This is a genomic window from Nonomuraea sp. NPDC005501 (genome assembly GCF_040605905.1).
Classification (GTDB): Bacteria; Actinomycetota; Actinomycetes; order Streptosporangiales; family Streptosporangiaceae; genus Nonomuraea.
Genome location: NZ_JBEXDT010000100.1, coordinates 15,077 through 31,929, shown reverse-complemented (window position 1 = coordinate 31,929; position 16,853 = coordinate 15,077). Strand labels below are relative to the sequence as shown.

Genomic DNA, 16,853 nt, shown 5'->3' with positions numbered 1-16,853 from the left:
CCGCGCTGGCCCGGTGTTCCTCACCGGCCGGCGCGCCCGCGTCGCGCTGCCGCCGTCCGACGTCGACGCCGCCTCCGGCCGAGCCCGGCTGTCCTACCGCCGGGCTGCCGAGCTGTTCGAGACCGCGACCGCCGATCTGCCCCGGCGGCCCGTGGACGCTGCACCAGCTACGCCACAGCGCCCTGACCCACGCCGCGGAAGACGGCGCCAACACCTCCACCTTGTTGGCCTACTCCGGTCACACCTCCGTCGCCTCGCTGTCCCGCTGGCAGCAAAGCCGCGACCCCGCCGCCCGCCGTCGCTGAACCCGCGAAGTCACTTCAGCCTGCCTTGGTCGAAAGTAGCGTGATCGTGGGAGCGATCGGTTGGCCGTCTAGGGTCTGTCCCGTAGATCTTGACCGCCTGACGGTCACGCTCCGATGAAGCTCACTGTTTCCGTCATGTCCGCGCGCTCGGTACGCAGCGGTGGCACGTCTTCCTTCTCGAACCCCACCGAGACACCGCAGAACAGTGCGAGCCTGTCATCGGCTCCGACTATGCGGCTGACGGTCTTGCGATACATCGTCCACATCACCTGGGGGCAGCTGTGCAGCCCTTCCGCCCTCAGCAGCAGCATGACCGTCTGTAGGTACATCCCCGCGTCCCCCCACTGCCCGGGCCCCATCGTCCGGTCGAGGTAGCAGAACAGTACGACCGGCGCCCCGAATGCCTCCGAGTTCAAGGCGGCGATCTTCATGGGCCTGTCGGGGTCGTCGCGCTCGATTCCCAGCGCTTTGTACCGCTGGGCAGCCGCGGCGGAAAAGCGGTCCAGATACGGCGAGGTCAGTTCTGCCGGGTACATCGGATACTCCCGCTCATCGCCCGGGTCTCCTGCCAGTGCCCTGGCCGTCGCGTGCTTCTTCAGTTCGGCCAAGGGCTCACCGGCCACAACGTACAGATGCCACGGTTGGAGGTTCCCGCTCGATGGAGCCCGCGTCGCTGCGGTCAGCACTCGTTCGAGCATTTCTTTGGGCACGGGCTCATCGCTGAACGCCCGCACGGCCCGGCGACTGTCCACGGCTTCATACACATCCACGTCTTCTCGTCCTCTCACTCATCGACGACCACCTCTCTACCGTCTAGGGAGTGTCGTCATTGAACCGGGTCACGGAGCCAGATCCTGATCGAGGCGACGTCGACGGTGCCCTGGTAGATGCGCTCGCGCTTGTCGGTGCGAAGGGCCATCGCACGGTAGCCCTTCATCTTGTTGATGCACCGCTCGGCGGTGTTGCGCTCCTTGTACCGCTCGGCGTCGAACCCAGGCGGTCGCCCACCCTTACTGCCGCGCTTGAGGCGGTTGGCCTGCTGATCCTTCTTGATCGGGATGACCGCCTCGATGCCGCGTCGGCGCAGGTAGGCACGGTTGGCACGGGAGGAGTAGGCCTTGTCGGCCAGTACGCGCCCGGGACGTTTGCGGGGACGGCCCAGCCCGCGGCGCTGGATGCGCACACCCTCCAGCACACGCCGGAAGTACGGACTGTCGCCATGCTGGCCGGGGCTGATGTCCGGGCGATCGGACGGCAACGCCGGTCGGCGACCAGGTGCACCTTCGTGCTCAACCCGCCACGCGAACGGCCCAGCGCTTCCCGTCCCTTCACCGGTTTGTGATCTACGCTGTCCGCTTTGACGGGAAATCGGCCGGCGGCCGGCGGCGGGCTCCGGCGGCATGCTGATGGGCACGCACCACGGTGGAGTCCACACTCACCGTCCAGTCCTCGCCTTCGGCCTCGTCACATCCGGCCCGCAGCCCGTCCAAGATTTTCTCCCAGGTGCCGTCCATCGACCAGCGGCGATGCCGGTTATAGACGGCCTTCCAGTTCCCATAGCAGATCGGCAGGTCACGCCAGGGGATGTTGGTCCGGACCCGGAAGAACACCCCGTTGATCACCGTTCGGTGATCGGCCCACCGGCCGCCCTGCCTCGGGTTGGCTGGCAGCAAGGGCTCCAGCCGTTCCCACTCGGCATCAGTCAGATCATGACGATTCAGGCGATCTTCCACTGGACTGATTTACAACCAAACGCCACTAAAGATCCACGGGACACGCCCTAGGTTGTTGGCCCGGGCTGGCCTCATGTTCTTTGTTGTGATGATGCGCTGGTTGGGCGGCTGATGGCGGCGTCTGCGCTGCGCTTGCCTGCGACTGTGAGAAGGGTCTGGACGAAGGCGTGCACCTTGGGCGTCTGCCCGGTGGCCGGCCACAGGAGCGCATAGTCGAAGGGCGGGGCGTCGTGGAAGGGGACGAAGGCGAGGTCGGACCGGGAGTAGTAGTCAGCGGCAAGGGCGGAGGTAGGACAGACGCCTTTGCCCGCGCTGACCAGTGAGAGGACCTCCTGCCATGCGATGGTCGCTGGACCGCGGGGGATGGGCTTGCCCGCGGGGGTGTGGCTGGGGAGGTGGAAGTCTAGCCAGTACTGCGGCGGACCGGTGATCGTAATCAGTTGGACGTGCGCGAGATCTTCGAGCGAGATGGATGGGCGTGCGGCGAAGGGGTGGCCGGCTGGGACGACGAGCGCGCGCGGCAGGGAGAAGATGGTGGGCCCGGTGGTGATGTCGGGTTCGTCGGCCGGGAGTTCGGTGAGCTGGAGGTCGAGTTGGCGTCCGCGCAGCAGTGCGAAGCCGTCGTTGAGCGGCAGCTCCTGGATCTGGATGTCGCAGTCGGGGTGGCGGTCTTTGAACGCGTCGGCGGCCTTGATGATGAGGTTGCCGCACCAGGCGGCGGAGAATCCCACGCGCAGCGTGCCGGTAATCCCGCGGCCGAGCGCTGCGGCCCTGGCGATCGCCTCTTGGATTTGCCGGTAGCCGGGAAGCAGGTCGTCGCGGAGTTGCCGTCCGGCCGGGGTGAGGCTCACCTGCCGGCTGGTGCGCTCGAACAGGGCGACGCCGAGCACGCGTTCCTGCTGTTTGATCGCTTGGGTGATGCGTGCCGGGGACACGTGGAGTCGCTCGGCGGTGCGGCCGAAGTGAAGCTCCTCGGCCACGGTCAAGAAGATCTCGATGTCGCGTAGCTCCACTCCGGCTCCCGATCGTAAACCTCTGCGTTAAGTGACCTTACGGGATCTCCCGTTGTTCTCCACCCTGGCCAGGGCGAATGCTTGATCCCATCGCCGGTGGCCTGGACCGGTGAGACTGGTGGAACGCAACGAAGGACGGTCCTGACATGATCTTTGTTCGCGACGCGGAACGGCGGTGGTGGCTTCGAACGTGGCGTTGGACACCGGCGCCTGTGACCGGGCCTGGGATGACATCATGAACGTCCTCGCCACCTCCGTGTCGCTGAACGTCGCCGACATCCCGGCCGCCAGCCGGTTCTTCACCACCCACCTCGGTTTCCGGGAACTCGTGGTCGCCGAGAGCGTCGTCTGCCTCGGCCGTGACGACGCCGCAGCCGACATCATCCTGCTGCCGGCCGCAAGCGAGCCGCCGTACCCGCGGGGTACGGCGCAGGCGATCGTGTCCTTCGCCGTCTCCGGCATCGCCGCCGAGCAGGAGCGGCTGCGCCGTGAAGGCGCGACCATCACCGAGCCGTTGCGGCAGGAGCCGTGGGGCGAGTGGGTGCTGCGGCTCACCGACCCCAACGGCGTTGTAGTTCAACTCGTGGAGTGGCAGCCCCCGGCGGGCGCCTGACCGGTAGCTGGTGCCCGCCCCGCCCGCCCGCAGGGGCGGAATTCCTTCTGATGGCCGGCGCTCACCCCGAGCGCGCGGTGCACCCCCTTTATGAAGGGCTTTTCAATGACAGTGAAACAGGAACCTCATCAGCGCCGTTGGCTGATCTTGGTGGTGTTGTGCCTGAGCACGCTGGTGCTGGTGATCGACAACATGGTGCTCACGGTGGCCATCCCACCGCTGGCCGCCGATCTCGGCGCGAGCGCCCAGGACACCCAGTGGATCTTGGAGTCCTATGTGCTGGTGTTCGCGGGGCTGCTGCTGACGGCGGGCGGTTTGTCGGATCGGTACGGCCGGCGCCGGGTGATGATCATCGGGCTGGCGGTGTTCGGGGTCGCCTCACTGGTCGCCGCCTACGCCGGTGACCCGATCCAGCTCATCGCCGCCCGCACGTTCATGGGGGTCGGCGGTGCACTCATCATGCCGAGCACGTTGTCCATCCTGATCACCGTGTTCGACGACGGCGAGCGGCGCAAGGCCATGGCCGCCTGGAGCGCGGTCGCGATGGTGGGGCTGGTCGGCGGCCCGGTGTTGGGCGGAGTGCTGATCGCCTGGTTCTGGTGGGGCGCGGTGTTCCTGATCAACGTGCCGATCGCGGTGCTGGCGATCGTCGCCGCGCTGACGCTGATGCCGGAGTCCAAGGGCCCGTGGAGCAAGCCCGACCCGCTGGGGGCGATCCTGTCGGTGGTCGGCATGACCGCCCTGGTCTGGACGATCATCGAACTGCCGCACCACGGGTTCGCCCACCCGGCCACGGCCGTCGCCGCGGTGCTCGCCGTGCTCGCGCTGACCGCCTTCGTGGTGTGGGAGCTGCGCACCGCGCACCCGATGGTGCCGCTCGGCCTGTTCCGCGACCGCGCCTTCAGCGGCGGCAGCTTCTCGCTGACCCTGGTGCAGATCGGCAACGGCGGTCTGCTGCTGGTACTCACCCAGTACCTGCAGTACGTGCTCGGCTACACACCCACCCAGGCCGGTCTCGCCTTCATCCCGATGGCGATCGCCTCGCTGTCCTTCAACACGCTGGGCGCCACCCTCGGCTCCAAGATCGGCAACCGGACCCTGATCGTCTTCGGGCTGACCGTGAGCGCCTGCGGATTCGCACTGCTCTCGGCGGCCTCCGCCGAGTACGGCTTCGTCCTGCCGGCCGCGGCCATGCTCCTGCTGGGCGCCGGCGGCGGCCTGGCGATGCCCGCCGCGGTCTCCGCGCTGATGAGCACCGTTCCCGCCGAACAGGCAGGCGTCGGCTCCGCGCTCAACGACACCATCCAGCAGATGGGCGCCGCCCTCGGCATCGCGGTGCTGGGCAGCGTCCTGGCCGGCAGCTACACCAACGCGATGCCGGCCACCGCCCCCGAGGCGGCCCGCCGCTCCGTCGCCGACGCGCTCACCGCCGCGGACCTCACCGGGGACACGACGTTGGCGCAAGCCGCCCGTGAAGCCTTCACCACAGCCATGTCGTCGGCGTTCGTGATCAGCGCCGCCGGGGTGCTGGCGGCGGCCGTCCTGGCCTTGATCGTCCTGCGCCGCAAGGAGAGCGGAGCGCCGAACCCGTCGGCTCCCGCCAAAGCTCCGGAGCGCGAGCTTGCGACGGCCACCCACTCCTGACCCGACCTCTTCCCCTGATGACAACCCGCTGAGGAGAAACTGATGACCACGGAACTGAACTGGACCGCTGAAGGTGCCTGGACCGCGCAGGGCGCCTGGGGGGTGCACGACTCGGCGGGCCGCCGCTTCGAGCGCGACCGCTGGCAGGCGCGCCTGGACGAGCTGCGCGCCGCCCACCACGTCCCCGGCGCCACGCTGGCCGTGCTGATCGACGGGCAGGTGCACGAGCTGGCCAGCGGCGTGCTGCATCGCGGCACCGGCGTGGAAGTGACGACGGATTCGCTGTTCCTGTCGGGGTCGATCGCCAAGGTCTACACGGCCACGCTCGTCATGCGGCTGATCGACGAGGGCCGGATCGGCCTGGACACGCGGGTGGCCGACGTGCTGCCCGAGTTCGCCACCCCCGACCCGGAGGCCACCCGGACGATCACCGTCCGGCAGCTCCTGTCGCACACCGGCGGCGTCACCAACGACTTCAACCACGACAGCGGCCGCGGCGACGACTGCCTGGCCGGATACGTCGAAGCCGCCAGGGACGTGCCGCTGGACTGCCCGCCCGGCACCGCGATCTCCTACGGCGGGCTCGGCTACGTCGTGCTGGGCCGCCTCATCGAGGTCCTCACCGGCCGCACCTGGGACCAGGCACTCAAGGACCTGCTGTTCACCCCGCTCGGCCTGGAGCACTCGATGACGCTGCCGGAGGAGGCGCTGCGCTTCCGGGTGGCGATGAGCCACCTGGGCGAGGAGGGCGCCGACCCCGACCCGGCCCCGGCCTGGGACCTGATGCCGCGCTCGGCGGGACCTTACGGCCGGGTCATCGTCTCGGCCGGGGACATGGCGCGCTTCGCCGGCATGCACCTGACCGGCGGGCTCGCCCCCGACGGCACCCGGGTGCTGTCCGCCGCCGCGGTCGCGGCCATGACCAGCCGTCAGACCGACGTGCCCGACAAGTGGACGGTCTCCGCCGACGGCTGGGGCCTGGGCTGGACCCTCTACGACTGGGACGGCGTCCCCGGACACGGCCACGACGGCGCCGCCATCGGCCAGTACGCCTACCTGCGGGTCGTCCCGCACGCCAAGCTGGCCCTGGTCCTGATGACCAACGGCGGCAGCGCCCGCCTGCTCTACGCCGACCTGTTCCGCGACCTGCTCGCCGAGCTCGCCGGCGTTACCATGCCCGCGCCCTTCGGGCCGCCCGCGCAGCCGCCCGCCGTCGACCTCGCCCCGCTCCTGGGCACCTACCGGCGCGAGGGCGTCGTCATCACGGTCAGCCGCGGCCAGGACGGCGGCCCGCGCATGCGCTACGAGTTCGTCGACGGCATGAAGGACATGTCGCCGCCCCTCGACATGGAGCTCACCCCGGTGTCGCCGGGCGTCTTCGCCGCCTCCGGCGCGGGCCCGTCCTTCAGCGAGGACTACATGCCCGTCGTCTTCTCCACCCTGTCGAACGGCACCCCTTGCGTGTACGTCGGCATGCGGGCCACCCCGAAGGTCGCCTGACCCCCGTGCCGCCGGGTCAACGGCTGAGCACGCCACCCGCGACACGTGCTCAGCCGCCGGCTGGCTGCACGGGTTCCGCTCGGCACAGAACGTGATCACTGCGGTGGGGCAGTTCCAGCGCGACCTGCAGATCGAGCTGACCGCCAAGGGACGGGCGTCCGGCGCGTCAGCCGAACGGGCTCTGCCGGCGGGGCCGGGAGTCCTTCGTGCCCGTGAGCAGTGACCGGGTGCGCGGAGGCGCCGAGGAGGGCAGCTCGGACAGGATGTCGGCGAGCGAGACCCCGGCCAGGCTGTCGCGCCACGCGCGGTGCGCCTCGGCCATCTTGACTGCCAGGACGCAGGCGCCCAGGCAGTCCTCGGCCGGCAGCGCGCCGCGTCCCTGCCGGCGGATCTCGCGGCACTCGTACGGCGAGGACGCGCCGTCGACCGCCTCCACGATCTGCAGCAACGTGATCTCCCCGGGGGGCCGGGCGAGCCGGAACCCGCCCCGCGGCCCCGTCGTGGCCGACAGCACGCCGGCCTTGACCAGCGACTGGAGCTGCTTGGCGAGGTAGGGCGCCGGGAGGTCGTAGTAGTCCGCGAGCTGGGCCGCCGACGCGGTGGCTCCCGGCTCCAACTGCGCCAGCGAGGTGGCGCAGTGCAACAGCCATTCGGTGCTCACGGGCAGTTTCACGATCATCAGCATATCGCGGATATTGAGGATCTGTTTAGTCCGAGATATGGTCGCTGGGTACCGACGAGAAGGAGAGAACGTCATGCGTATCGCCGTGGCCGGCGCGACCGGCGCCATCGGATCCCTGACCGTGGCCGCCCTCGAACGGGGCGGGCACGACGTCGTGCGCATCAGCCGCTCGCTCGGCGTGGACCTGCTGACCGGTGACGGCCTGGACGACGCCCTGGGCGAGGTCGAGGCGGTGGTGGACGCCACCAACGGCCCGGCCGCCGATGTGGACGAGACGATGGCGTACTTCGGCGCCACCACCCGCAACCTGCTCGCCGCCGGGGAGCGGGCCGGCGTGCGTCACCATGTGCTGCTGTCGATCGTCGGCATCGACCGGGTCGAGGGCAACGCCCACTACGCCGGCAAGCGGGAGCAGGAGCGCCTGGTGTCCGCGGGGCCGGTGCCGTGGACGATCGTCCCGGCCACCCAGTTCCACGACTTCGCCGAGATGGTGGCCGGTTGGACCGAGCGGGACGGCGTCGCGACGATCGCGCCGCTGCTCGTGCAGCCGATCGCGCCGGCCGACGTGGCCGGGATCCTGGCCGAGGTCGCGGTGGGGGAGCCGCAGGGGCGCCACGCCGACGTCGCCGGTCCCGAGCCGCAGGATCTCGTCGACATGGCCCGGCGCACGCTGCGGGCGCGCGGCCGTGAGGTGAAGCTCGTGCCGACGTGGTCGGGACTGTTCGGCCCGGGGATGGCCGGCAACGTGCTGCTGCCCGGGCAGAACGCGCGCATCGCGCCGACCACGTTCGACGCGTGGCTCGAGGAGCAGCGGGTGCGGTGACGACTCAGGAACTCCCCGCCAGGTAGTGGGTGACGGTGTCGCGGAGACGCTCACTCTGCAGAAATCACTTCGGTGGCTGCGGAGCGTGCGGCTCCTTCGTCCGTGTGGCCTTGCCGGCGGCGAAGCCGGCGAGGTGGGCTTGGCCGGACACGCGACCGGGTGATCAGAATTGGACGTGTGTCATCGAGTACCAGGTCGGGCCGAACACCAACAGGGCAAGCCCGGCCAGGACCATGATCGACTTGAGTACGCGAGCTGTGGTGATGTGCGCGGCCGCGATGGGCCGCAGGTTCCACCGCCCGACCATGATGAAGGCCGCGACGCCTCCTAGCACCAGGTTGGCGGGCACCAGCCCGTACTCGCCGCGCATGATGTGAAAGCCGGCCGCGAGGATCATCGTCAGCGTCAGGCCACCGGCGGCGAGCGGCGTCAGCTTCGGTCGGACTCCAGTCATCGCCGGCAGGATCAGGCCGACGCCGCCCAGCACCTCCACGACCCCGATGAAGACGATCAGGGGTTGCGGCACCGCGGCGTACCAGGCCACGGCCCGGGGTGCCGCCGCATACAGGGCTGCGTCGTACAACAACACTTTTCCGAAGCCGCTGCCGGCGAAGAACAGGCCGGACACCACCTGAAGCGTCCAGAGCGTCCTGTTGATGGTCACCCACGTTCCACGGGGCTGGGGCTGCTGCTCCTTGTCTCGGACGTCATGGGGGTGCGCGCTGGTGTGCGATTTCATGTTTTGTCTCCTTAGTTGGGGTTACAGCTGGTCCGGCGACGTCGGGCGAGCCGTGGGATGGGCTGCCTGATCAAGTGTTCCGTCGCGTTTGGATGGCCGGTCCTGCTCAGCTCCTAACCGGCGGCCTTCCTGAGCAGTGCGGCGATCTCCTTCTCGTTGGCGGGGGTCAGCTCCGTCAGTGCGAAGGCGGTGGGCCACATGGTGTTGTCGTCAAGGTCGGCCTGGTCGCTGAAGGCGAAGGTGGCGTACCTGGTCTTGAACTTCTGTGCGGGTTGGAAGTGGCAGACGACCTTGCCGTCCCTGGCGTAGGCGGGCATGCCGTACCACGTCCTCGGTTCGAGGTCCGGCGCGTTCGCCTTGACGATGGCGTGAATGTGCTCGGCCAGGGCGCGGTCCGCTTCCGACATCTCGGCGATCTTCGCCAGCACGTCCTGCTCCGCCTGGGCCGCCTTGTCCGCCTGCGAGCCGCGACGCGCGGCCTCCTTCTGCTCTTGGGCGTGCTCCTTCATCGCGGCCCGCTCCTCGGCCGTGAATCCCGTGTAGGTGCTGCTCATGGAAAGCTCCTCCTTGTGAAGGGTCGTTGCGTCTGCCGTGGGTTCGGGTGAGCGTCAGGCCAGCCAGCGGCCGTCGCGCATCAGCTCGCGGCCGGACAGTTCGTTCTCCTCGCGCCAGGCCCGAACGCGGCGCGGGGTGACGCGGAACCAGCGGTACGGCGTGGTGAGCGTGCGCGGGTCGAAGCCGGTGCGCGCGGCGAACCGGTCGCCGAGCTCCGAGGTCAGCGCGTCGATCTCCATGACCTCGACCTCGCCGTCGATCAGGGTGACGTCGCGGGTGCCGCCCAGCCCGACCCGGACGGTGCCGGTGGCGGCGAGGTTGCGCCCGGTCGGGCTGTCGGCCGGTGTGGACAGCAGCAGCGTCTCGCCGTCCCAGTCGAAGGACAGCGGCACCAGGTGGGGCGTGCCGTCGGGCGAGGCGCTGGCCACCCAGACGTCCACGTCGCAGGCCAGCCGGTGCTCGGTGTCGCGGCGCCGCTCGGCGCCGGCACGGGGCGGGTTGCCGGTGCTCATCGGTCCTGGACCAGCCCGAGGTCGTTGCCGTCGTGGTCGGTAACGGTGGCCACCAGACGGCCGCCGCCCACCTCGGTGACGTCGTGCCGCAGGACGGCCCCGGCGGCCAGGAGCCGCTGCACGCCTGCGTGGATGTCGTCGACCTCCCAGTAGCAGACCGGCCCCGTCATGCCCTGCCGATGCCCGTTGGGGTCCAGGCCGATCTCCTGGTCGCCGACCCGGTAGCCGACGTAGTAGACCTCGTCCACGTACGGCCGCGCCCCGGCCAGCGAGGTGAAGACCTCCTTGGCGCGGGCGAGGTCCCTGACCGGGTAGATGATCGTCTTTGCGTTCGCCATGGCGGCTCCGTTCTCGTCGGCGTTCTGCGATGTGCCGAACCTACGGACGCCGGCGCGCCGCCGGTGAGACCAGAACGCGCCACAGAGGGGACCCAAGCCGCCACTTGATCCGCCGGAAGCGCGGCATGCGGCGCTGCCTTAAGCTGTCACCCGTGCCGGAGGCGACAAAAGGGTCGATGCCGCCATATGTGGTGCGTCTAGTCCTAGAAGCGGCGAGAACGGCGGGCGTCTCCCCGGACGAGCTCAACCGCCTCCCCGGCGTGGGCGTCCTCGGCCGGCAGGGCATCCGCGTTCCGACGATGCTGCTGACGCGCGTCTGGGAGGTCTCTTCGGCGGTCTTCGCGGAGGCCGGGGGTGCTCCGCGGGTCGCACAGCTGTGGACTCCCGGCCGGTTCCACGTCTGGGACTACGTCATCAAGTCCTCAGCCGACCTGGGCGAGGCATTCGACCTCGCCGCGCGGCACCTGCCCGCGATCACCGACCCCGACAGCGCGTTCATCGTGCGGCGGAACGCGGCGGGCCGCCTTACGGTCGCCACCCGGCCGGTCCCCACGTTCGGCCGCGTCGGCGCGCTGATCGGCGAGTTCGTGCTGGGCCTGCTGCTCCAGCAGGCCGGGGCGGCGCTGGGACGGCCGGTCACACCCGTCGCCATCACCGTCGCCGGCGAGCCGCCCCGTTCGCACGCCCACCTCGTCGAAACGTTCGGCACCCGTGACATCCAGTTCGACGCGCCCGTCTCGTCCATCACCTTCGCCCCCGCTGACGCCACCGCGCCGCTGCCCGGTGCCGACCCGGCGCTGGCGGCCATCGTCCGCGACCACGCTGTCCACTCGATCAGCAACGCGCGGCCGATCCTCGGCTGGCTCGACAAGGTGCACGCCGAGATCGCCGACAGCTTCGCCGACGGCCCGCCCTCGCTGGACCGGGTCGCACGGCGGATGACCATGAGTTCCCGCACGTTCCAGCGCAGGCTGCACGACGAGGGCACGAGCTGGCGGGAGGAGGTGGAGAAGGTCCGCGAGGCCGAGGCGACCCGCCTGCTGCGCGACACCGGCCTGACCATCGACGCCGTCGCCGCCCGCGTCGGCTTCTCCGACGTGCGGGCGCTGCGCCGCGCCTTCCACCGCTGGTACGGCCGCACCCCCGCTGACTTCCGCCGCCAACCCTCCGCCAAGTGACTCGGCGGTATTGCGCAGAACCGGTGAGCCGAAAACCCACCCGGCCTGGACCTGCCGCCTGAGGCCGTTCGGGGCCCTGCCGAGTGAGGTGGCGACGAGCGGTTCGTTCAAGACCGTGCGGGTGTCGTGGTGCGAGGGTGCCCGTATGAGCGAACAGACCTTCACTCCCGCGTTGGGACGCTTCGCGTCCACGCGTTTCTACGATCCCGTCGTCGTGCTGACCCGCGAGCGGCTGTGGCGCGCACTGGCCGTCATGCATGTCGCGCCACGACCGGACGATGTGATCGTCGATGTGGGATGCGGCACCGGCTCCACGGCACTGCTGCTGCACCGCACCGAGCCGCGGGCACGGGTGGTGGCGGTGGACCCCGATCGCAGCGTGCTGGAGATCGCCCGGCGCAAGGCCGCGGCCGTCGGGGCGACCGTGCGGTGGGAGGCCGGCATGGGCGACGCGCTGCCGGAGATCGTGGGCACCGGCGTGGCGGACACGGCGGTGTCCAGCCTGGTGTTGCACCAATGCCCGATGGGGACGAAGCAGGCCATTCTCGCTTCGATGCACGCGGTGCTGCGACCGGGCGGGAAACTGGTCATCGCCGATTACGGGTTGCAGCGCACCCGGCTGATGCGTCTGGGGTTCCGGCTGGTGCAGGCGGCCGACGGCGTCGAGGACACCCGGCCGAACGCCGAGGGTGTGGTGCCGGAGTTGATGGCCGAGGCCGGTTTCGGCGACGTGCGGGAGGCCGAGGTGGTGTCAACGCTCACCGGTTCGATCTCGGTCTACGTCGCCTTCCGCGGCTGACCCGCGCAGCACCGGCAGCAGGACCGCCGGTGTCAGGCCCATCATCTCGCGGGTCCATCGCGTCAGATGGGCCTGGTCGGAGAAACCGCTCACGGCCGCCGCCTCTGCCGGCGTCTGCCCCGCCCGCAGCGCCTCCACCGCCCGGCGCAGCCGGCCCCAGACCCGCCAACGTGCCAGCGGCATGCTCAACTGGCCGCGCGCCAGAGCGCGCAGCCGTTGCGGTGACAGACCCACCCGCGCGGACAGATCCGGCATCGAGACCTGCCCGTCCACCAGCGCGTCCATCGCCGCGAGCAGCCGGTGATCGAGCTCACCGGACGGTCGCGCGCCGGCACGGCGAACGTCGTCGTCACTGAGCCGGAGCAGTTCGGGAGCCGCGCCGATCCTGGGGCCGTAGCGCTCGCGCAACCGGTCGGCGAACGCGCACCGCGGTTCGACGAAGAAGACACGCAGTGCCGTCGTCGCCAGCATCCGATGCCGCGCCATGGGCGGCACGACGAGCGCCACGGCGCGGTGACAGGTCTCGGAGTCGTCCACCATGCCCACTTCGCCCCCGATCGCGATGGCGATCTGGAAGGCGGCGTGACGATGAAAGGCGGTGTCCCACGACGGTCCCTGGTAAAGCGCATAGCCGTGACCGACATCGAAACGTGGCGTCGTCTCCATCGGGGTGAGGGTACCTCCGGTCAGAGCGCCTGGACGGTGTGGGCCGCGGTGAAGGCCAGGAGGGAAGTGGCGGTGCGCGCCGGGTCCTCAAGGATGGGCGAGTGTCCGAGACCGGGCAACATCTCGACTTTCACGCCAGGAACGATGCGGTAGTCGGCGGCCGAGGAGGATCGCCATCTGCGGTCGTCCTGGCCGAAGATCACCAGTAGCGGCTTGCCGAGGGCCTGCAGCCGATCCGGGAGCGGCTGCTGCTCCAGGTACTCGCGGGTGGCCTGCATGGTGGCGGTGAGCGTGTGGAAGGTCATGCAGCGCACCTCGTCCAGGAGCTCTTGTGGGATCAGGTAGCCGGCGCGACTGAAACCGGTGCTCGCGAACTGGCGGAGCTGCTCGTCGGTCGGCGGCCACTGCGAAGGGCTGATCGCGGCGGACTGCGGCGCGATGAAGGCGTCCAGGCTGGGGCCGGTGTTGATGAGCGCGAGCGCGGTCAACAGGTCGGGCCGCTGTTCGGCGAGGGCGGTGGCGACCGCGCCGCCGCTGGAGTGGCCGACGACCATGGCGTGCTTGACGCCGAGCCGCTCCAGGGCCGCGGCGATCCGGCGGGCCTGGTCCGGGAGCGCGTAGCTGCGGTCGGACGGTTTGGCCGACCGGCCGTGCCCGAGCAGGTCGATCCGGATGACGCGACGGGATCCGGTCAGCATCGGGACGATCGCGTCCCACGAGCGGGTCGAGGATGCGGACCCGTGGATGAGCAGGAGTGCGGGGGCGTCGCGGGGGCCGTCCTGGCACACGTGGAGGTCGTCGTCGTTCAGGGACAGGGTCGGGTCCTCGGCAGGCTGCACGTCATGAGATGTCATGCGGCCACTGTCGCGGCCGGCGCGGGCCGGTGTATTGGAGGAATGTTCCCCTCTGGCTCGCCTGGCACGGGGTGATGCCGCTGTGTGGGACGTCCACGTCCAGCGAGGGCCGGCCGATCACCATGGCCGGGTTCCGCCCGAGCACGGTGAGGAGGCGGTCGAGCGCGACGCCCTCTTACGAAGGCGGCCAGTTGCGTAGGGCGGCGTCGGCCAGCTCCTGGAGTTCATCGCGGCCGACACCGCTCGCGGCCTGCACGGCGATGCCGAACGCCAGAGTGGTGACGTAGCGGGCCAGGAGCCCCGGATCGGTTTCCGGAGGAAGGTCGCCGTCGTCGACGGCTCGCTGGAACCGCTCTCGGACGCAGGAGTAGGAGTTGTTACGCCAGGCCGCGAGAAGGTCGCGGACTTCACGCCCGGAGTCGCTGGCGGCCAGGGCGCCCTGCACGCCCAGGCATCCGTGGGGAGACGCGGCCGTCGAAGTGATCGGTTCAGCGGCTACCGCGGTGACCGGCGACATCTCGAACCTGGCCGACCTGGACCGGCTCTACGAGACGATCCGCAGCCGGGGACGGGGCCTGGACGTCCTGTTCGCGAACGCCTCCGTCGCCGCGCTCGTGCCGCTCGAACAGGTCACCGAGGAGCACTTCGACACCCTGTTCGGTATCAACGTCCGGGGCATGCTGTTCACCGTCCAGAAGGCGCTGCCGCTGCTCAACGACGGCGCCTCGGTGATTTCGAACGGCTCCACCAACGTGGACGTCGGCGACGAGGGGCTCGGCGTGTACGCGGCGACCAAGGCCGCCACCCGGCAGTTCGCCCGGACCTGGGCCAACGAGCTCAAGGGTCGCGGTATCCGGGTCAACACCGTCACGCCCGGCCCGACCGATACTCCTGCCTTGAGGGCGCTCACCTCTGACCCGGAGCAGTTCAAGCAGCACCTGGCTACGCGTGTGCCCCTGGGCCGGCTCGGGCGCCCGGAGGAGATCGCCGCCGCCGTGACCTTCCTCGCCGGCGAGCAGAGCAGTTTCATCACCGGTTCCAGCCTCTACGTCGACGGCGGCCTGAACCAGATCTGACCAGCGGAACGTCAGGGGAGCCATACAGAAGTCTCCGCCCCGGGCGCGGTCGCACGCGGTGGCACATATGTCGAAAGGAACAGCATGACCATCACACTGATCACCGGGGCCAACAAGGGCATCGGCTTCGAGACAGCCAAACAGCTTCTGGACGTGGGCCACGTCGTCTACATCGGCGCGCGTGACGTCGAGCGAGGCGAAAAGGCCGCGGCGGCCCTTGGCGCACGATTCGTGCAACTCGATGTGACCGACGACGCGTCGGTGAGCAGCGCGCTGGCGACGATCGACGCGGCCGAGGGCCGGCTCGACGTTCTGGTGCACAACGCGGGCATCTTGGGAGACGGAGTCGTCGACGGTCCCACGGCTCTCCGCGTGTTCGACACCAACGCGGTGGGAATCGTGCGCGTCACGGAGGCGGCGCTTCCCCTGCTGCGCAGATCATCGAACCCCAACGTGGTCATCGTTTCGAGCAGCGCCGGGTCGTTCTGGGCAGTGAACAACCCCGACCGGCCGGAATTCCACTTGCCCCTCGCGCTGTACTCGGCGTCCAAGTCGGCAGCCACCATGCTCACGGTTCAGTACGCCAAGGCCCAGCCGGGCGTCAAGTTCAATGCGATCGAGCCCGGCACCACCGCCACCGACATGACCGCGGCCTTCGGAATCGGAAGGTCACCGGACGAGAGCGCCAGGACTGTCGTGCGCCTGGCAACCCTCGACGCGGACGGTCCGACAGGAACGTTCCAGAACGAAACCGGGGAATTGCGCTGGTAGGCGCGCGGAAACGATCGAGGGCGGCGCGCCTGCACCCCCCTCGATCGTCGTTCTGCCGCCGTCCGGAGTATCAAGGGCGAGCAACCGCGGCCTGGCCGGGAGCGGCCTCATGACGGCATGGACAGCGTCCTTGATTCCAGCGATCATGCCGTCAACGGTATTGTTGATCTCTGGTTGATAGTTTTTCGCGGCATCGGCAGGCTCATGGGACGTAACCTTCAAAACGGCGCACGGCTCAGGCCGGTCGACCTGGCGCGCGGGCACGGCCTGTCCACGCAGGCGATCAGGAACTACGAGGACGCCGGCATCCTTCCGGCCGCCGATCGCACCCTTCACGGCTATCGCACCTACACGCCGCTGCACGCGCAGGCCCTGCGCGCGTTCCTCGCCCTCGTGCCCGGACACGGCCACCGTACGGCCACGTCCATCATGCAGGCGGTCAACCGGGGCGCGACCGAGGACGCGCTGCGGCTCATCGACGAGAGCCACGCCCAGCTCCTCGACGACCGCCGCACCCTCCAGGCCGTCGAAGCCGCGCTCCGCGACCTCGCGCCCGTGCCGCAGGAACGCGGCGACACGTTCGTCGGCCCGCTGGCGAGAAGGCTCGGCATCCGCCCGGCCACCCTGCGCAAATGGGAACGCGCCGGCCTGGTCCGGCCGCGCCGCGACCCGCAGACGGGCTACCGGATCTACAGCGCGGCCGACGTACGTGACGCCCGGCTGGCCCACCAGCTCAGAAGGGGCGGCTACCTGCTGGAGCAGATCGCCCCGCTGATCGCCCAGGTCCACTCGGCCGGAGGCGTCGCACCGCTGGAGTCGACGCTGCGCGACTGGCACGCCCGCCTCTCGGCCAGGAGCCGCGCCATGCTCACGGGGGCCGCCGCGTTGGACGCCTACCTCGACTGCCGACCGGCTCCGCCCGGAGACGAGCCGGGTACCCGCAGCCCGTGACCGGGTGGCAGACCGAGTACGGGAGAAAGGGATAGTGGGGTGTTGAGGTGCTGCTCAGAGGGTTCGTTTGTCGGGTGATGCGACCCTCCGCTTGGGTTTGG

The 16,853-nt window shown here is 69.8% G+C and carries 20 protein-coding genes and 1 pseudogene; 9 read left to right on the top strand and 12 right to left on the bottom strand.

The window, feature by feature from the left end:
- The 4 genes and pseudogenes from ABZS51_RS35195 to ABZS51_RS35180 form a co-directional block, all read right to left on the bottom strand.
- Nucleotides 1-211: hypothetical protein (locus tag ABZS51_RS35195; protein ID WP_355450430.1), on the bottom strand; the 211-nt coding region annotated here is incomplete at its 3' end.
- Between the two features lie 198 nt (nt 212-409).
- A complete protein-coding gene (locus ABZS51_RS35190) occupies nt 410-1,075 on the bottom strand; it encodes a nitroreductase (protein WP_355450427.1) in 666 nt (221 codons plus the stop codon).
- 56 nt (nt 1,076-1,131) lie between these two features.
- Nucleotides 1,132-2,026: pseudogene (locus ABZS51_RS35185) on the bottom strand (IS5 family transposase).
- Nucleotides 2,027-2,109: 83 nt separating this feature from the next.
- Complete coding sequence (locus ABZS51_RS35180) at nt 2,110-3,051, bottom strand: LysR family transcriptional regulator (protein ID WP_355450424.1); 942 nt, start codon at nt 3,049-3,051, stop codon at nt 2,110-2,112.
- A 190-nt stretch (nt 3,052-3,241) separates the two neighbouring features.
- Between ABZS51_RS35180 and ABZS51_RS35175 the strand changes: the two genes are divergently transcribed.
- From ABZS51_RS35175 to ABZS51_RS35165, 3 genes are all read left to right on the top strand, one after another.
- The gene (locus tag ABZS51_RS35175) at nt 3,242-3,664 is read left to right on the top strand and encodes a VOC family protein (RefSeq protein ID WP_355450421.1); all 423 of its coding nucleotides are present in this window, start codon (nt 3,242-3,244) and stop codon (nt 3,662-3,664) included.
- Between the two features lie 150 nt (nt 3,665-3,814).
- A complete protein-coding gene (locus tag ABZS51_RS35170; RefSeq protein ID WP_355450418.1) occupies nt 3,815-5,308 on the top strand; it encodes an MFS transporter in 1,494 nt (497 codons plus the stop codon).
- Between the two features lie 42 nt (nt 5,309-5,350).
- Nucleotides 5,351-6,808, top strand: coding sequence for a serine hydrolase domain-containing protein (locus ABZS51_RS35165; protein WP_355450415.1), 1,458 nt, complete (start codon nt 5,351-5,353; stop codon nt 6,806-6,808).
- Between the two features lie 166 nt (nt 6,809-6,974).
- Here the strand turns inward: ABZS51_RS35165 and ABZS51_RS35160 are convergent, their stop codons facing one another.
- A complete protein-coding gene (locus ABZS51_RS35160; protein WP_355450412.1) occupies nt 6,975-7,481 on the bottom strand; it encodes an Rrf2 family transcriptional regulator in 507 nt (168 codons plus the stop codon).
- Between the two features lie 82 nt (nt 7,482-7,563).
- Here ABZS51_RS35160 and ABZS51_RS35155 point away from each other — a divergent pair, with 82 nt between their 5' ends.
- Entirely contained in the window at nt 7,564-8,313 is a 750-nt protein-coding gene (locus tag ABZS51_RS35155; protein WP_355450409.1) for an NAD(P)H-binding protein, read from the top strand.
- Nucleotides 8,314-8,476: 163 nt separating this feature from the next.
- Here ABZS51_RS35155 and ABZS51_RS35150 read toward each other — a convergent pair whose 3' ends face one another.
- From ABZS51_RS35150 to ABZS51_RS35135, 4 genes are all read right to left on the bottom strand, one after another.
- Nucleotides 8,477-9,052, bottom strand: coding sequence for a DoxX family protein (locus ABZS51_RS35150; RefSeq protein WP_355450406.1), 576 nt, complete (start codon nt 9,050-9,052; stop codon nt 8,477-8,479).
- A 113-nt stretch (nt 9,053-9,165) separates the two neighbouring features.
- A complete protein-coding gene (locus ABZS51_RS35145; RefSeq protein WP_355450403.1) occupies nt 9,166-9,606 on the bottom strand; it encodes a DUF1801 domain-containing protein in 441 nt (146 codons plus the stop codon).
- A 54-nt stretch (nt 9,607-9,660) separates the two neighbouring features.
- Nucleotides 9,661-10,119, bottom strand: coding sequence for a pyridoxamine 5'-phosphate oxidase family protein (locus ABZS51_RS35140; protein WP_355450400.1), 459 nt, complete (start codon nt 10,117-10,119; stop codon nt 9,661-9,663).
- The gene (locus ABZS51_RS35135) at nt 10,116-10,457 is read right to left on the bottom strand and encodes a VOC family protein (protein WP_355450397.1); all 342 of its coding nucleotides are present in this window, start codon (nt 10,455-10,457) and stop codon (nt 10,116-10,118) included. Before ABZS51_RS35135 ends, ABZS51_RS35140 begins: the two co-directional genes overlap by 4 nt.
- A 188-nt stretch (nt 10,458-10,645) precedes the next feature.
- Here ABZS51_RS35135 and ABZS51_RS35130 point away from each other — a divergent pair, with 188 nt between their 5' ends.
- Nucleotides 10,646-11,635: a helix-turn-helix domain-containing protein gene (locus ABZS51_RS35130; protein WP_355450394.1), complete on the top strand. Its 990-nt coding sequence runs from the start codon at nt 10,646-10,648 to the stop codon at nt 11,633-11,635.
- A 145-nt stretch (nt 11,636-11,780) separates the two neighbouring features.
- Nucleotides 11,781-12,434, top strand: a complete 654-nt coding sequence (locus tag ABZS51_RS35125; protein ID WP_355450391.1) for a class I SAM-dependent methyltransferase — start codon at nt 11,781-11,783, stop codon at nt 12,432-12,434.
- Here ABZS51_RS35125 and ABZS51_RS35120 read toward each other — a convergent pair.
- The 3 genes from ABZS51_RS35120 to ABZS51_RS35110 form a co-directional block, all read right to left on the bottom strand.
- Nucleotides 12,387-13,100 carry an AraC family transcriptional regulator gene (locus tag ABZS51_RS35120; RefSeq protein ID WP_355450388.1) on the bottom strand — a complete coding sequence of 238 codons (714 nt, stop codon included), beginning with the start codon at nt 13,098-13,100 and terminating at the stop codon, nt 12,387-12,389. The genes ABZS51_RS35125 and ABZS51_RS35120 overlap by 48 nt on opposite strands.
- Before the next feature lie 20 nt (nt 13,101-13,120).
- Complete coding sequence (locus ABZS51_RS35115; protein ID WP_355450385.1) at nt 13,121-13,954, bottom strand: alpha/beta hydrolase; 834 nt, start codon at nt 13,952-13,954, stop codon at nt 13,121-13,123.
- 175 nt (nt 13,955-14,129) lie between these two features.
- Nucleotides 14,130-14,399 carry a hypothetical protein gene (locus tag ABZS51_RS35110; RefSeq protein WP_355450382.1) on the bottom strand — a complete coding sequence of 90 codons (270 nt, stop codon included), beginning with the start codon at nt 14,397-14,399 and terminating at the stop codon, nt 14,130-14,132.
- A gap of 58 nt (nt 14,400-14,457) precedes the next feature.
- On the opposite strand from ABZS51_RS35110, the gene ABZS51_RS35105 reads away from it, so the two are divergent.
- The 3 genes from ABZS51_RS35105 (at nt 14,458) to ABZS51_RS35095 (ending at nt 16,752) form a co-directional block, all read left to right on the top strand.
- Nucleotides 14,458-15,030, top strand: coding sequence for an SDR family oxidoreductase (locus ABZS51_RS35105; protein WP_355450379.1), 573 nt, complete (start codon nt 14,458-14,460; stop codon nt 15,028-15,030).
- Between the two features lie 84 nt (nt 15,031-15,114).
- A complete protein-coding gene (locus ABZS51_RS35100) occupies nt 15,115-15,801 on the top strand; it encodes an SDR family NAD(P)-dependent oxidoreductase (protein WP_355450376.1) in 687 nt (228 codons plus the stop codon).
- Between the two features lie 204 nt (nt 15,802-16,005).
- Nucleotides 16,006-16,752, top strand: coding sequence for a TioE family transcriptional regulator (locus ABZS51_RS35095; protein ID WP_355450373.1), 747 nt, complete (start codon nt 16,006-16,008; stop codon nt 16,750-16,752).
- The last annotated feature ends 101 nt before the right edge of the window (nt 16,753-16,853 follow it).